The following is a 13,975-nucleotide window of genomic DNA, read 5'->3' on the forward strand; positions in this document are numbered from 1 at the left end:
ACCACTTAAAAGTGGTCTTAATTTTTTCAGTTAATATAGAATCCAAAAGATGAGAATTACTGTTAGAAGCAATAAAAATGCACTACTACATATAGTATATATTAAGTATCCAAGCACTTCCATACAGGTCCAAAAGAATGAAAATATATCTTTTATTCCTTCTAATGCTCCTACATTTTTCCTCATACTTACCATCTCCTTTTTACAATTATACTTAAAAGATGGCAATTAAGCAACCACTATTTATTTATTTTTGTTAATATTTCATTCAGTGTCTCTATCCAATTTCCCCATTTATGAATCGGCATATTTAACCAATATGGTATTGGAGTATTTGTTTCTTTAGCTAATAATATTCCTATTTCTCTGATAGTAGCTCCAACATTTTTGAGTACACCGAGTTGCCGAAAAAACCCTTTATATAGTCAGTTATTTTTATAAAATCACTCATACTTAATTTTATTATTTCTTCGTATTGAATATTAGTCATTTCAGACAATACATATGCTAGATACTTTCTAGAACTTTGTATTTCATCAACTGGATATACTCCACCATCTCTTAAAAATTTTTGTTCTGCATCTAATATTACTCCTGCAGTAAAATCATCGTCTTTAAGTTCGATTTCTTTTATATCATTTTCTCCTATTACCAAATGTTTCTTTAATTCAAATTTCATTTTACCCTCCTACATTCCTATTGCTGCTCTTAAATCAGCTAAAAAGTCTGTTCCATTTATTTTACAAATCATGTTAAATTTATCAATTTCTAATACTTCCTTACCATCTAATTCAATTTTAATATAATTAACTGTGAACTCTCTTTTACTATCAGTAGGTTTTCCTACAGCAGCTTTCCCTAAAGTGACTCCTTTAGGAAATCCTTTTACTAATACGTTATATTTACCAGTTTCAATTTTTCCAGCAGTTCTGTTATATGACTGTATTCCTGCTTTGAGCTCTAGGTTATAAGCACGAGGTTCAAGTACAGTGAAGTCTTCATCTTTAAGAGTTCTAATATTTAATGTAAGAGTTAAAGCACTTGTATGCCCTGTTGTTACACTTTCAATTTCTCCAAGTATTCCTGCCCCAGTTATATTTTCTGACATAAATTTAATTTCTGGTAAATCCACATCTACTATTGCAGCTTCTGACATTTTCCCATCTACAAAAACTCTATAATTCGCTAATTTTTCAGGTATTTTCCCATCCATTTTTTATCCTCCTATGCAAATAAATTATTGAAGTAATTTACATCTATCTCACAATCAAATTCTGCCGATTCTAGTGGTAATGGTGGTGTATAATATATTTTAAATTTTACTTTTCCATCTAATAATGATGTTAAAGGATTATCTTCTTCTCTAAACTCTATTCTTCCACCTAGTAGAACTCCCATAGCCTGCAAACCATTTAACCAAATATTTATTGTATCTTTAAAAAATTTAATTAAATTTAAATTAGTTGGTTTATCAACTTTATTCCAAAAATTAGTTACCAAAGTATTATTTAAAAAATTAAACATCATTCTTGAACTTATGAAGTTATCTTTAGGATCCATATTGGCTGGATAACAACTTGTTCTGTTACCCCAAGCTCTCCATCCTCCTATCCAATTAAGAGCAGTTCCTATTCCTTGTCCGTTTAAATAATTGGCCTGATTAATTGCTAAAAATACATCACTTCCATCCTTTAAACATGCTCTATCAGCCTTTAAATTTACATTTGATGGAGATTGATAAGGTATTCCATCGGATTCAGTTGATAACTTTTGAATTATACAAGCTACTTGGGTAGATAAGTGGTACTGTAAATCTCCCAAAGCAACTTTTGGATAATATGTCGCTAAGTAAGTTGAATTAAGATTAGTTTTTTCCTTTATTCCTGGAATATCAGTATATTTTTTATTCTCACTACTTATATCAGTCAAAGCTAATGCTTTAAAATGCCCATTTATAAGTTTGGCTTTAGTTTCCATCACAGCTGCAACTGTTGTATCTGTTGACCATTTAGGTGCGAGTACAAGTGTTGGTACTAATCTAGTCTTAGGAAATACATTTTCTATACATTCTAATCCTTTATTTGCCCCAGTACTTCCATCTATTCCACCAATTATATCTGTCTTTGTTATCATGCTAGGATCCAAATAATCATACGTTATATTAAAATTTCTAGTTGATTCCAAATTTGAATCAGTTATTACTATTACCAATTCCCCCTTATCATTGAACATACTTTTAAATTCTTTTTGAGGGTCTAATTTTACACTTGATTTTAAAATTCCTGTTTTATTTATAATTATTGTATTATTAGCTCCTAACGGATGTGATTCTGAAGATACATTTTTTTTATGAGTTCCAGGATCTAATACGTTTACCATTACTATTGGGCCAACTCCAAACTTACTAAAATGAGCATCTATAGCTTCACATAAAGTATAGTTTTCAAAGTCCTGCACATATCCAAATGCTTCTACAGCCTCTTTATATGTATTGGCCAATACAACTTTATTCACATTACTTACATCTCCCATATTGACTGGAGCAGTTCCAACATAAAAAGGAACCACTCCTTCAGCTCTAATAGCACTTACTGATGTAGGTGTCTCTCTTGTGCTTATTCCATGTTTAAACATTATTTACCTCCATTAATCTTAGATTTTAATTCATTAAACAAGATATTCTCAGCTGTTCCATGTTTTGCAATTCTCATTTTCATTTCACAAAGCTTTTCATCTATTGGTACAAATAAATTTCTAGCTTCTGGATATTCTTGCAATACGACTTCTACTAAATCACTTTTCCCTATATATATCTGTCCATTCACAAGCCCATACTTTGCTATACTAGGTCCTAAATATATAATATGATCTATTCCCTGCTGTGTTGTCTCCTCTATTGCTTTTTCTTTTTTCTCTTTTGCCATTATTCCTCCCACACGTCTACATCTCTTCTATAAGTATTTCTTGCTAATATATTAAAAGTTATGTCTATTCCATGTATTGGATAAGGCTGTACCTCTGGTAATTCCCATTTGTATTCAGGTAAAACCTCATACTCATCTAAAACAATTGCTTTTTCTATTAAGGTTTTAGATATTATTTCTAGTAAATTGTAAATCTCTTCATATCCTTTTCTAGTATCCTTGTTATAAATAGCCAAACTAACTATGGTATTTAATCTTTTTTCGTCTAAACTATTTGTTCCCTTTAGAGTAGTTACTACTGCACATGGTGCTAAAGTATCCAAATCTTCACGAGGAATAGCTCCAACAAATACTTGAAGTTTATCTTTTATCTCTTCTTCCGTTTCGTGATCCACTCTAGTCAACTCAATATCATTAGCACAACTTTCGACAATTTTTCTTATTTCATCCTCTAATTCAAGAATATTTTTCATTTTTTATAGTATCCTTTCAAAATCTTATCTACTTCTCTTTCAAAATTTTGTTCTACCATTTCCTGAGCACCATTATTTTTAACATATTCCATAACACTATTGCTCCCAAGCATTTGAGGAATAGACAAAGTATTTAACTGTGTCAAACCTTGAGTTTTATAGCTCTTGTCTTTTATCTCTACTTTCCTAACTCTGTTATTTCTTTGAAAAATTCCATAATGTCCATTTGCCATTTTTGCAACAAAAGGAATTCCATGTAAGGTGTCTTTTCCTTTCACTCTATGTTTCCCTTCACTCTTTTTGATGAGAACTGTAACTCCTTTTTTATTTTGTGATTTAAAGAATTTATACATTGAAATAGTTGGAGCTTTTGACCTTATAAGTCCACTTATTGCTGTATATGTAGGTTTTTTAGTGCTCAAAGACTTTTCAACATCATTTGATTTTATTCCATAATTTCTAGTTACTTCTTTTTTCAAGTTCTTTTTTAGAGTAGTTAAAGATCTATTTATTGCCCTGATGGATGCTTTTTCTACTCCATTTGGAATATCTTCAAGTATTTTTTTTGCTCTTTCTAAATCTCTAATCTCTAAAAAATTCTCATCCATTAATAACCACTATTCTCCTCTAACTTCATTATTCTCATTCCATTTTCAACATACGAGTTATTTAAAATATAAGTAGTATTATTTACTGTAATAGCTTTCCCTTTTTTGTATTTTCTTAATTCTTTTTTGTCATATAAATATAAAACTACAGCTATTGCATTCATTGATAATATGGTATCTTGATCTCTATAATCTCTTTCTATATGCTCTATAATTCCAATGAATTTTTCTCCATCAATATCTAGCTCTTCTCCAAATTCATCTATGTTGAGGAAGATATCAATATCTTCCTCAAGCATATCTTTAAAGTTACTCATTATTTTTTCCTTTTTTAGTTTTCTTCTCTTTTGTTTCTGTTTCTACCATTGGAATTTCATTTTCTTCTACAATTTCATCTTCAATGTTTTCATCTTTCTCATCAGCTTCTGAAATAATTTCTACTGTATTCGAGCTTATTAGATATTCTTTTTCTGTTTTTTCTAATTTGATCTCAACTGTACTTCCAATTTTATTATCTCCATAATTTCTCAAAAATTTAACTTTCATTTTCCCTCCTATTTCGAAAGTTTCGAAATCTTATTCAGCATCACATACTACAACAGAGAAGTATGCATCCATATCACATGGTTGTAATACCGGTCTTGCTTCTGTTGTAATTTTTTTAGTTTTTTCAGTAGGGCTAGTTACATTGCTATATCTAGAAGTCAAATGGATATCTCCTTTTCCCATATTAACAATTGGTGAATATAAGATTTTACCTTTAGTTGGTCCACCAACTATCATATTTTTCGGCATTAAATCAATTGCTTTTTTATCATTACCTATTAATTTTCTCGAATATCTGAAAAGTTCAACGCCATATGTCTTATATGTTCCAAGCCATACAACCCCTGGATATTGTCTTAAAACTGTTTTTACAAATTCTGATTGTAAATCTTTAGATAACATCTCTTTTTTAAACTCTTTAGATTCCATTAATTTTTGAGCTGCTAAACTACCCATTACGACAGTATCGACCATAATTCCTGTCTCTTCAGCTTTTTCTAAAACTTCATCTAAAGATGCTAAAGGATTAATTCCTGTTTCTCCCCATTTTTTACCATGTTGTAAAGTCGACTTATTTGTCATTCCATAATCAACTTCATAACCAACATCATCTGCTATTGCTTGTACCTTTCCAGTTGTTAAAAACTGTGATACCATCAGTTCTTCTCTATTCGCGATATAAGTTTCTTGTTGTTGGAGTATTTCGCCTATTCTTTTCCCTACTGCTTTTGCTGGTGAATAATTTGAGTTTAGCAATGTTTCTCCAGGATCTCTTAAAAAATAATCTTTTGGTGTAAGTACATACTCCACTCCAACATTAGGAGCTACTACCAAGTTAGTTGAAATAGTTTTATCAATTACCGGTCTTCCTGATTCCAAAGGTGTTACTAATGGAGCTATGTGTTCTCCTGATTTTGAGATTTCTAAAAGAATCTCTTCTGTTGGAACTGTTTCTTTTTTTCCAAAGAATAGTGAAGTTAAAAAGTCTCTCTTGGGTTTTGCTTCGTCTCTTATTTTTCTTACAACTTTTGGTGAATATAAATCAATATTTGCCATTTTCTCCTCCTCTATTATCCTATTATAATTCCGACTTTTTTTAGTTCCTGTATTTGTTTTAAAACTTTATCAGGAGTCCCTGAATCTTTAAATTTAATAAAATCTTTAACTAAATATCCTGTCAGAACAGCTTCACATTCTACTGTTGAACTTGAATATGTTACTCCTTGAGTTGCCACTGCGTATACTTGCGTATAAGTACTTTCATCATATTTGCCATAATTACCAGTACTATCAATTGCAATAATATCACCAGGTTCAACACTTGTTTTTAATCCTAATGATTGAACTATAAAAGGATAATTCCCTCTGAATAATCCTCTTGCTTCATAACTATCTTTCATAAACTATTCCCCCTTTATTCCCAATTCTGCTAAAGCAGCATTGATAATATTTAACTCTTCTTGTTCTTCTGGAGTTCCTAAATGTCCTGATGCAATATTATTAATTCCAGCTTGTTCTTTTTCTCTTTCAGCTTGATTTATTTCATTAGCAGCTTTTTCAGCATTTAGATTGTATAAATCAACGATAACATCTTTATAGTCTCTAACTTCTTCATATTTTGCCTTATTAACGATTTCTTTGGCTTTTTCTGAATAAATTTTAATACCATCCAAATTTTTAATTCTTGCTCTTTCTGCTTCTACTGCATTTTGAATAGCTTTTTTTACTGTATCTGTTTTTGCTAGGTCTTGTGTAATATTATTTTTTACTTCCGCATACACATTTGGATATTTTTCTTGTAGCTCTTTTAGTGTCATATTTTTTTCCTCCTTATTTTTATTTATTAACTGTGTTAACTCACTAGGTATTTTGTTTGATATATTAGGAATTAAGACATTTGAAATATTGTTTAGTGTATTAGTGCCATAAGTAGCTATACTATCTACAAAACCATATTTCAAAGCTTCATCAGAGGTAAACCATGTTTCATTATCCATTTTTTCTACTAGTTCATCTCTAGAAAGATTTGTTTTTTCAAGATATAAATCAATTATATTTTGTTTTGTTTTCTCAAGATGTTCTTTCATTTGTTCTAATTCTTCAATAGTTGCATAACCCATAAAGGAACTTGGATTATGAATCATAAAATAACACCCTTTCCCCATAATAATTTTATTAGCTCCAAGTGCAATTAATGTTGCTGCACTAGCTGCTAAACCATCAATATAAGCTGTTACTTCTTTGTTTTCTCCTAGTCTCTTCAGTTGATGATGAATTGCTAATGCTTCAAAGACATCTCCCCCTCCAGAGTTTATTTTTATATTTATTTTTGTTTTGTCTTTCAATTTTTCTAATTCTTTGGAAAAGGAAAGAGAACTTACATCCCCAAACTCTTCATAAGCATATTTATAGATTTCTCCATAAATTGTTATTTCTCCAGTGTTTTCTGAGATATTTCTTATTTCAAAAAACTTTTTAGACATTTATGCCTCCTTTTATTTTCTCAACTTCTAATTGAATTTGTGCTATTGATAACTCTTCTTCTTTTCTAGCTTCTAGTATCTCATCAAAATCTAATCCACTCTCAGCTGAAATGATATTTCTTGTTGTTGTATAATTTTCAAGCCCTTTAGCATAAGCATTTGCTTCTTTGAGTGGATCCAGTGATGATTTGCTAGCACCTACCCAAATACACCTTGTAAAAGCATATCTGACGCTACTATCTTCAAAAAAATTAGGGCAATCAATATCTCCATTTCTTATAAGCTCAAGAATGAACTCTTCATATACTGGTTGGCATAATTTTCTTTCCAATAGCTTTCTACATACTAAAAACCTTTGATGTGCCTCTTCTAATGATGCTTTAGCTGCAGAATAACTAGCTTTAAAAGAACTCATTAATACTTCATGTGGAATTTCTAATTGGGCACCAATCTCTTCGTAAATTGCATCTACAAATTCTTTATAATTTTTGTTAGGCCTAGAAGTAGTGAATTCTTTAACTGTTTCTCCTTCTTTTGCAATAATACCAACTCCATGGTCTAGTGTTATTTTATCTGTTCTTTCTTTTTTCTCTTCTTCATCGTTAGTCCCAAAATTTCCATTCACAAAACCTTCAGGATCTTTCGATTCAATTATTAATCCAATACTTGCATTGATAACTGCTGCAGCAAGTTCTGCATTCTTATATCTTCCAAGTTGTTTAGTTGCATAAATAATACTTGCTAAAAATGGAACTCCCCTTCTTTGCCCGATTCTTTCAGGTTCAAAAATATGAAGTATATTCCTTCCACCTAAACTATTAAATACTGGGTATCCTTTTACAGTTATATATCCATCTCCTGGATGTTTATCAGATATATAATAATTAACTATATCTCCATTATCTGATATTTCTATACCACTTTTAATTTTATCTGTAACTTTTGTATCAGGGTTTAATACTCTATCTGCTTCGAGTAGTTGTAAGCATAACTCAATATCTACTCCTTTTCTTTTTTTTCTTTTTGGTATGACAAATACATCGCCATTCATTATCCAAGACATTTGAATTAAACTTTGTAATGTATAAAAATCATGCATTCTATTAAAATCAGCATTTGTAGAATTGGCCCAAGCATTAAATTTAGCTTTAATTATCCTTTCATATTCTCTAGCTTGTTCTCTACTAATCTTAGCAATTCTATAATTAATAGCAGGTTTTGGAACAAGACCTGGTCCTACTATCTTTGTTCTCATTTTCTTTAGTGCTGCTCCAGCAAGTTCATTGTTCATATACAAGTGTCTTGCTTTAGCTCTTAAATCATCTAAATCATTTAAAATATCATTGTCTGGACTATCAGCCCATGGTACCCATTCAGATAAATGTCCATCATCTTTATTTGAATATCCATTTATTGAATTCAGTAATTTTAATTTTGTTTGTGGTTTTATTTCTTTTTCTGGCATTTATTAACTACCCCCTTGGAACAAATCTTACTATCCGTGGTGATGTACTCCCTCTAGCTCTTTCTAATCTATCTGCCCATAGCTCAATATTTCTAGCAATTTCATTGGCGTTTACTCTAGTTAGGCTTCTATTTCCTATTGTATAGCTTTGTCCTTGGGCTACTTTTTCTTCTGCTGCAAGCCACATGTTCAAATGTTTTTCGCATTGTTCTTTGCTAAATATCATATTTTACTCCTTTTTCACTTTTCTATTTAGGTTAACCCCAAGTAATTCAATCGCTGCTGTTGCATAGTTATAAATATCCAATGGTTCATTCCTTCTTCCTGGTAATACTTCCCAAGCTATTTTTTCCCCTTTAGATGTTTGTTTTTTTACCTTAACTTCTGCCGTAAGACCCTTAAAAAAATCAATTCCACACCCTTTTAAAGAGTCAAGTGGGAAATGTATTGTCCCATCACCATTTAAAATAGTTAATCTTGAATACGTCATATCCTTTAATGCATTAACTCCAAGTGATAATAAGTTAATACTCGGAACTCCTTTTTTAGTTGTTTTTCTAAAGCCATTTAAAACATTTATTCCGTTTCCTCCTTGCCCTTTTATTGCAAATATATTTCTTTTCGCTTTTCCATAAACATATTTATATACACTACCTGTATGATGTCCTCCAGAATCAATTAAAGTACAAGCTATCGGAATTGTTTTCTTATTTTTAAAAGCAAATTTCTTTTTTAAAAAATTGTCTAGTTGTAACCATACATCAGCTTTAGCTGGATTCCCTCCAAAATCTCTATATTGAACTACATAGCTTTCATAACCTTCAGCCCAACCAACAACAATAACCTCAAGTCTGTTATCTTGAACATCAACTCCTGCAGTTAGATATTTGATATTTGGATGCAATTCTGCCCCATAATCTTCTCTCCTAGCAAACAAAGCCTCATAGTCTAATTGTTCTTCAAGATGTAGTACGAATGTTTCTCCAAGTACCGTATTTATAAATGCTCTCATTCTCATATCATCATCTTTTACCTGTAAATACTCCTCGTAGATATCCTTCCAAGTTCTCCATGGTGATGCTAAAGAATTCATGTGGAAACTCCTATGCTTTTTTTCTTGTGGAAATTTCGCTACCCATTTTCCAGCTTTTTGGTTATCTTTTTTCCATTCTCTTTCTTCTGCTAGACATCCACAATGTGTACATTCAAGTTTTATAACTCCATTGTCATCTTTTATGTTTTCCCACTTTAGTACCTGATACTCATTGCAATGTGGACAAGGTAAACTCCATTCTTCTTGACTCCCTTGTAAAAACAATTTTTTAATTTTGCTAGTTGTATCGTCAGTAGGTGTTGAAACTCTCAATAGTTTTTTATTAAAAAATGTTGTTGTTCTTCTTTCAGCAAGCTGTACTGGGTCTCCTTCCTGTTTTGCTGACTGTGGAAACCTATCAACCTCATCCAATAGAACTATCCTAATAGGTCTACTTGCTAATCCACTTGGACTATTAGCTCCTACAAACCTTACAAATCCTCCTGGAAACATTTTTCCTTGAACTGTTCCTTCTGCTTTTTTATTTGCCTTTTTTATAAGCCGTCTTAAGATTTTTGTATCACGAATCATCGGTTCTACTCTCTCTTTAGAAAAAGCTTTTGCATCGTCTACTGTTGGCTGAACAAATAAGATACTACATGGATCCAAATGAATATACCTTCCTAATATGTTTAATAACATTTCAGTTTTACCTATTTGAGCTGAACTCATTATAGTTACAGACTCAGTTACACTATCTGTAATACAGTTAAATATATCAATCATATAGGGAGTTCTATCGGTTCTCCATCTCCCTGGTTCAGCTGAACTTTCTTTGCTAAGTATTCTGTATCTATCAGCCCATTCTCCTACCGTCAAATCTGGAACTGGTTCAAAGTTTTTTAGTAAATCAACAAAGAGCTTAAAAGTATTCTTTTTTATTTTTTTAATCTTCTTCTGTCTCAATTTCTATATCCTCCATACTTAGCTTGTCATACGTAGATAATTCCTTTAAGCATTCATTGATTAACTTCTTTAGCTTTTGCTCCATTTCTCTGGGTTCCGATATATTAAGTAGTTCAACACTTGCACGAGCTGGAATTGAATTTAATTTACTCTTGCATCTTGTTATCATGTCTGTTACAAGTAGGCTTACCTCATCAACATGATGATATTCTCTTTTCAATATGCCCAGCTTGTACTTCTTAGTCTCCGTATCAACTCTTTTAGCTTCTGATATTTCATCAAAGTTATTTGTATTTTCAACATAAATTTTAATTACCAACTCTAGATCATACATTCCTGGGGATACTCTTGCCTGCTTGAAATAATCTCTGACCTTTCTTTCAGAAAACTGAAAAAGCCTTGCTATTCTACTTTCACTTGCTATTACTTCAGCCATTTTTCCCCTCCAAAACCATTGTATTTTCTCCCAAAAATTTTTGGCAATCTTGAAAAAAATCCCAAAATTGAAAACTTTTGGGCTCGCCAGCTCCGCAAAGCCCCAATTCCTAGACAGAACCTAGGTAAAACATGGGTGCCTATCTTACTTTAAAACCTTAACTTCTTCTTTATTTTCAAGTTCTTTCTCTAGACTCTTTGCTTTTAGTTCTGTTAGCTTGTCATTTAGTTCCTTAGTCTTGCTGGTAACATCCAATTCTAAAGCTGTATCATAGCCTAACATCTTACTTATTGTTCCTAGTGCAGAAACAGCTGCAGCAGGACTTACAACAATTTTTTTATTTTTCTTAGTATATTTTTTTATTCCATCTGGATTAACTTCATCATGCTCTTCAATCTCAGTGTATTCTATGCCTTGCATACTTTTATCTGCTATATCACTTAACCTATTGATTACTACACTAGCTGAGAGTTTAACGTCTTCTTTTAAATTATTTCTCAGTTCTACCATTAGTGCCTGTATCTTTGGTCTTTTTTCAATATCAGCAGCTTTTGTTTTATTTGAATAGCCAGCATACAAAAGTGCATCTTTTTTACTATATCCGCATATTCTAGCTGATACATATTTACTTTCTTTTTCTGTCAACCCCTTAAAATCTAAGACTTTTAAAGTTTTTTTATCTACAATTTCAGATAGATATTCTTCAAAATTTTTTAAATATTTTCTTATCCAGGTATCTATAGTTTTATATGGTTTATGTATTCTCTTGGCTATTTCTTCTATCTTTGCTTTCTTGGTCTTCCCAAATTTGCTTTCTCTTAACTGAATGAATAATAACAGTGCTTGTTGCTTTGTTCCTTCTAATTCACTTACTTTTAACATGAATACACCTCCTTGAACATGATTCTTGATTTCGTTTCTTTTCCTTTTACTTTTAAGATTATTTAAATGTTTACTTTCAGGATTAAAGTGCTTTATATATATTATCGCGTAAGAGATTTCATATAAGTCCTCTATTTTAGGTAATTTCTTCAAAAAAACGCTCCAAAAAAGTCTCACTTTTATGATACTTTTAGGTAACACTAAAGGTTAAGCCATCTTCATAATTAAACTTAACCTTTTTATTTAATAGTAATATCTTATTCAGGAATATCTCTAATCTTTCAATATTCCCAAAATTCTGCCTTTTTGGACTACCTCTAGACTGATATTGAGCCAGAGCTTCTCTTATTTTTTTACGATATCTAAAAATTTGTGCTCTACTTTTATTTGAATTTTTTGAAACAACATAGTTAATTATTTTTTCATCAAGAATGTGTTCCTGATGATCTCTCACCAGCGATGGAAGTTCTGTACTTGTAAATGCTTTAAAATTGTTATATAAAATACCAACATCTCTCTCTAATTCTTGTTTTAAATAAGAAAAAAGTATTGGACTTAATTGATTTACAATCATATTTTTTAAATCTGATATCTTTATATTTGATACTTTAGAATCACCACAATATCGTATAATCAAACTTCTTGTGAGACGATGTTCTAAACGAATGGTTCCACCTTTTATTTTTTCTTCATTATGCTTATTATGTTCTATAGTTTTGTTATATAATTTTATCTTCCAACCTGGTGTCATTTGAAAGCTGAAGCCTGTAGAATAAAAAAAATCAGAATTTAAATCATAATCTTCATATCTTGTTCCTATTTTCACATCATTCTTTCGTTTCAATGCCTTATAAAAAAGTGAAATAATATTATGATATGAATAAAAGCTCTGTATATTCTCCTGGGTACATAACTCAAAATAATCATAAAATAAAAATTCTCTTTTGAACTTTTGTAAGGATATTTCATAAATTAATTCACATAAGTCATTTTCTACTTCCTGTTTCTGAATATCTGTTGCTAATGGAATAAGATTGTCATCATCAAAATATCGTGGATAAGAAAAATCAATTCGCACTAATACCTTATAGAATCTATCTGTAACTCTAATCTCATTTATATTTCTTGTATTTATTTTAAAAGTTTGTGTTGCCCCTGCTAACTTTCTAGGTTCAGCCTGAGGGAATTTTTTTCGTATACCAAGTATAATAAGATCAGCCTCAACATTTTCGAGTTCTACATAAACACCTGCTCTATCCAGTCCAATCATATTTCATCCAACTTCCCTCCTAATATAAACAAACAATGAAAACTACTACACAAGTTAATACTTATGAATCGATTAATGAAAATTTTAATAGCAGTTCACACGACAATACAAAATGCATAATAAAATGCAACCAGACTACATACAAACTAATGGATATCTATAAATAAACTATATACTTAGAAAGAGGGTTATATAAGTGTAGTAGTCTTCATTGTTTGCTCAGATTATTCTCTTAAATAAAAATTTCTCTCCATCCCTTTCTAACTCTTTTTTTTACTATAATTTCTGCTTCTGGATATTTTTTTAAAAAATCTTTTTTATATTGTTTTATCCTAGTAAATGACATAGTTGATAATCTGTCTAGTATCACTTTGAAATCAGTATCTCCAATTGTTGATACTTCTTTTTTATAAGCAGTAACTGTATACATTGCTCACCCCTATTTTCTGATCTAAAAAATGCAAAAAATAAAAGAGTCGAGAACGCATTACTGCAATCCCGACTCTTTGTTGCTAAAGTCTTAAAGTCTATTTAATTTTTAATAGAGTTTCTTCTCCACATTTGCATTTTATCTTAAAATACTCTCCATTACTTGAGATTTTAACATTCTTTGGAAACTCTAACCAATTATCTTCATTTGCTTTCACTAGAAAACTATGGCATTTTTTACAATACAATGCTTTTCCAGCTACTAAAGAATTATATTTATTTCCTTCTTTATCACAACTTATCATATTTATTTTGATTTGTCAAATCTCTTATCTCCTTTTATGTATTGGAAGCTCCTATTAATAGAATAGCACAAAATATTTTTTTTACAATAGCTCAGACTAAAAAAGTGTACTTGCTCAAGTACACTTTTTTATTTCTTAAATATTATACTTACTCT

19 protein-coding genes are annotated in these 13,975 nt (G+C 30.7%); all 19 read right to left on the reverse strand.

All coding sequences use genetic code 11. The features are described from left to right. Positions 1-358 precede the first annotated feature (358 nt). On the reverse strand, positions 359-679 hold the full coding sequence (locus IX290_RS09210; RefSeq protein WP_211492923.1) for a hypothetical protein: 321 nt from the start codon (positions 677-679) through the stop codon (positions 359-361). Positions 680-688: 9 nt separating this feature from the next. Continuing rightward, on the reverse strand, positions 689-1,213 hold the full coding sequence (locus tag IX290_RS09215) for a phage major tail tube protein (protein ID WP_211492924.1): 525 nt from the start codon (positions 1,211-1,213) through the stop codon (positions 689-691). A gap of 11 nt (positions 1,214-1,224) precedes the next feature. Next, on the reverse strand, positions 1,225-2,637 hold the full coding sequence (locus IX290_RS09220) for a phage tail sheath family protein (protein ID WP_211492940.1): 1,413 nt from the start codon (positions 2,635-2,637) through the stop codon (positions 1,225-1,227). Further along, positions 2,634-2,924 carry a hypothetical protein gene (locus IX290_RS09225; protein WP_211492925.1) on the reverse strand — a complete coding sequence of 97 codons (291 nt, stop codon included), beginning with the start codon at positions 2,922-2,924 and terminating at the stop codon, positions 2,634-2,636. Before IX290_RS09225 ends, IX290_RS09220 begins: the two co-directional genes overlap by 4 nt. Next, positions 2,924-3,397, reverse strand: a complete 474-nt coding sequence (locus IX290_RS09230; RefSeq protein WP_211492926.1) for a hypothetical protein — start codon at positions 3,395-3,397, stop codon at positions 2,924-2,926. Before IX290_RS09230 ends, IX290_RS09225 begins: the two co-directional genes overlap by 1 nt. Continuing rightward, positions 3,394-4,005, reverse strand: coding sequence for a phage tail protein (locus IX290_RS09235; protein WP_211492927.1), 612 nt, complete (start codon positions 4,003-4,005; stop codon positions 3,394-3,396). Before IX290_RS09235 ends, IX290_RS09230 begins: the two co-directional genes overlap by 4 nt. Further along, positions 4,005-4,322, reverse strand: a complete 318-nt coding sequence (locus IX290_RS09240) for a hypothetical protein (protein ID WP_211492928.1) — start codon at positions 4,320-4,322, stop codon at positions 4,005-4,007. The genes IX290_RS09235 and IX290_RS09240 overlap by 1 nt, the downstream gene beginning before the upstream one ends. Further along, positions 4,315-4,551 carry a hypothetical protein gene (locus IX290_RS09245; RefSeq protein WP_211492929.1) on the reverse strand — a complete coding sequence of 79 codons (237 nt, stop codon included), beginning with the start codon at positions 4,549-4,551 and terminating at the stop codon, positions 4,315-4,317. Before IX290_RS09245 ends, IX290_RS09240 begins: the two co-directional genes overlap by 8 nt. A 30-nt stretch (positions 4,552-4,581) precedes the next feature. Further along, positions 4,582-5,607, reverse strand: a complete 1,026-nt coding sequence (locus tag IX290_RS09250; protein ID WP_211492930.1) for a major capsid protein — start codon at positions 5,605-5,607, stop codon at positions 4,582-4,584. Between the two features lie 14 nt (positions 5,608-5,621). After that, complete coding sequence (locus IX290_RS09255; RefSeq protein ID WP_211492931.1) at positions 5,622-5,951, reverse strand: hypothetical protein; 330 nt, start codon at positions 5,949-5,951, stop codon at positions 5,622-5,624. Between the two features lie 3 nt (positions 5,952-5,954). Continuing rightward, on the reverse strand, positions 5,955-7,034 hold the full coding sequence (locus tag IX290_RS09260; protein ID WP_211492932.1) for a head maturation protease, ClpP-related: 1,080 nt from the start codon (positions 7,032-7,034) through the stop codon (positions 5,955-5,957). Then, positions 7,027-8,499 carry a phage portal protein gene (locus IX290_RS09265; RefSeq protein ID WP_211492933.1) on the reverse strand — a complete coding sequence of 491 codons (1,473 nt, stop codon included), beginning with the start codon at positions 8,497-8,499 and terminating at the stop codon, positions 7,027-7,029. The genes IX290_RS09260 and IX290_RS09265 overlap by 8 nt, the downstream gene beginning before the upstream one ends. A gap of 7 nt (positions 8,500-8,506) precedes the next feature. After that, complete coding sequence (locus IX290_RS09270; protein WP_211492934.1) at positions 8,507-8,725, reverse strand: DUF6148 family protein; 219 nt, start codon at positions 8,723-8,725, stop codon at positions 8,507-8,509. A 3-nt stretch (positions 8,726-8,728) separates the two neighbouring features. Further along, positions 8,729-10,474: a phage terminase large subunit family protein gene (locus IX290_RS09275; RefSeq protein ID WP_211492941.1), complete on the reverse strand. Its 1,746-nt coding sequence runs from the start codon at positions 10,472-10,474 to the stop codon at positions 8,729-8,731. 4 nt (positions 10,475-10,478) lie between these two features. After that, the gene (locus IX290_RS09280; protein WP_211492935.1) at positions 10,479-10,934 is read right to left on the reverse strand and encodes a hypothetical protein; all 456 of its coding nucleotides are present in this window, start codon (positions 10,932-10,934) and stop codon (positions 10,479-10,481) included. A gap of 144 nt (positions 10,935-11,078) precedes the next feature. Beyond that, the gene (locus IX290_RS09285; RefSeq protein ID WP_211492936.1) at positions 11,079-11,816 is read right to left on the reverse strand and encodes a terminase small subunit; all 738 of its coding nucleotides are present in this window, start codon (positions 11,814-11,816) and stop codon (positions 11,079-11,081) included. A 190-nt stretch (positions 11,817-12,006) separates the two neighbouring features. Continuing rightward, complete coding sequence (locus IX290_RS09290; RefSeq protein ID WP_211492937.1) at positions 12,007-13,086, reverse strand: hypothetical protein; 1,080 nt, start codon at positions 13,084-13,086, stop codon at positions 12,007-12,009. Positions 13,087-13,318: 232 nt separating this feature from the next. Next, positions 13,319-13,516: a hypothetical protein gene (locus IX290_RS09295; RefSeq protein WP_211492938.1), complete on the reverse strand. Its 198-nt coding sequence runs from the start codon at positions 13,514-13,516 to the stop codon at positions 13,319-13,321. A gap of 97 nt (positions 13,517-13,613) precedes the next feature. Next, a complete protein-coding gene (locus tag IX290_RS09300; RefSeq protein WP_211492939.1) occupies positions 13,614-13,820 on the reverse strand; it encodes a hypothetical protein in 207 nt (68 codons plus the stop codon). Positions 13,821-13,975 lie beyond the last annotated feature (155 nt).

The sequence above is a fragment of the Fusobacterium sp. DD2 genome (assembly GCF_018205345.1).
Taxonomy (GTDB): Bacteria; Fusobacteriota; Fusobacteriia; order Fusobacteriales; family Fusobacteriaceae; genus Fusobacterium_A.

Coding starts and splice junctions, on each gene's coding strand:
- IX290_RS09210 (WP_211492923.1), bottom strand. CDS start 679: ATGAAATTTGAATTAAAGAAACATTTGGTAATAGGAGAAAATGATATA.
- IX290_RS09215 (WP_211492924.1), bottom strand. CDS start 1,213: ATGGATGGGAAAATACCTGAAAAATTAGCGAATTATAGAGTTTTTGTA.
- IX290_RS09225 (WP_211492925.1), bottom strand. CDS start 2,924: ATGGCAAAAGAGAAAAAAGAAAAAGCAATAGAGGAGACAACACAGCAG.
- IX290_RS09230 (WP_211492926.1), bottom strand. CDS start 3,397: ATGAAAAATATTCTTGAATTAGAGGATGAAATAAGAAAAATTGTCGAA.
- IX290_RS09235 (WP_211492927.1), bottom strand. CDS start 4,005: ATGGATGAGAATTTTTTAGAGATTAGAGATTTAGAAAGAGCAAAAAAA.
- IX290_RS09240 (WP_211492928.1), bottom strand. CDS start 4,322: ATGAGTAACTTTAAAGATATGCTTGAGGAAGATATTGATATCTTCCTC.
- IX290_RS09245 (WP_211492929.1), bottom strand. CDS start 4,551: ATGAAAGTTAAATTTTTGAGAAATTATGGAGATAATAAAATTGGAAGT.
- IX290_RS09250 (WP_211492930.1), bottom strand. CDS start 5,607: ATGGCAAATATTGATTTATATTCACCAAAAGTTGTAAGAAAAATAAGA.
- IX290_RS09255 (WP_211492931.1), bottom strand. CDS start 5,951: ATGAAAGATAGTTATGAAGCAAGAGGATTATTCAGAGGGAATTATCCT.
- IX290_RS09260 (WP_211492932.1), bottom strand. CDS start 7,034: ATGTCTAAAAAGTTTTTTGAAATAAGAAATATCTCAGAAAACACTGGA.
- IX290_RS09265 (WP_211492933.1), bottom strand. CDS start 8,499: ATGCCAGAAAAAGAAATAAAACCACAAACAAAATTAAAATTACTGAAT.
- IX290_RS09270 (WP_211492934.1), bottom strand. CDS start 8,725: ATGATATTTAGCAAAGAACAATGCGAAAAACATTTGAACATGTGGCTT.
- IX290_RS09280 (WP_211492935.1), bottom strand. CDS start 10,934: ATGGCTGAAGTAATAGCAAGTGAAAGTAGAATAGCAAGGCTTTTTCAG.
- IX290_RS09285 (WP_211492936.1), bottom strand. CDS start 11,816: ATGTTAAAAGTAAGTGAATTAGAAGGAACAAAGCAACAAGCACTGTTA.
- IX290_RS09290 (WP_211492937.1), bottom strand. CDS start 13,086: ATGATTGGACTGGATAGAGCAGGTGTTTATGTAGAACTCGAAAATGTT.
- IX290_RS09295 (WP_211492938.1), bottom strand. CDS start 13,516: ATGTATACAGTTACTGCTTATAAAAAAGAAGTATCAACAATTGGAGAT.
- IX290_RS09300 (WP_211492939.1), bottom strand. CDS start 13,820: ATGATAAGTTGTGATAAAGAAGGAAATAAATATAATTCTTTAGTAGCT.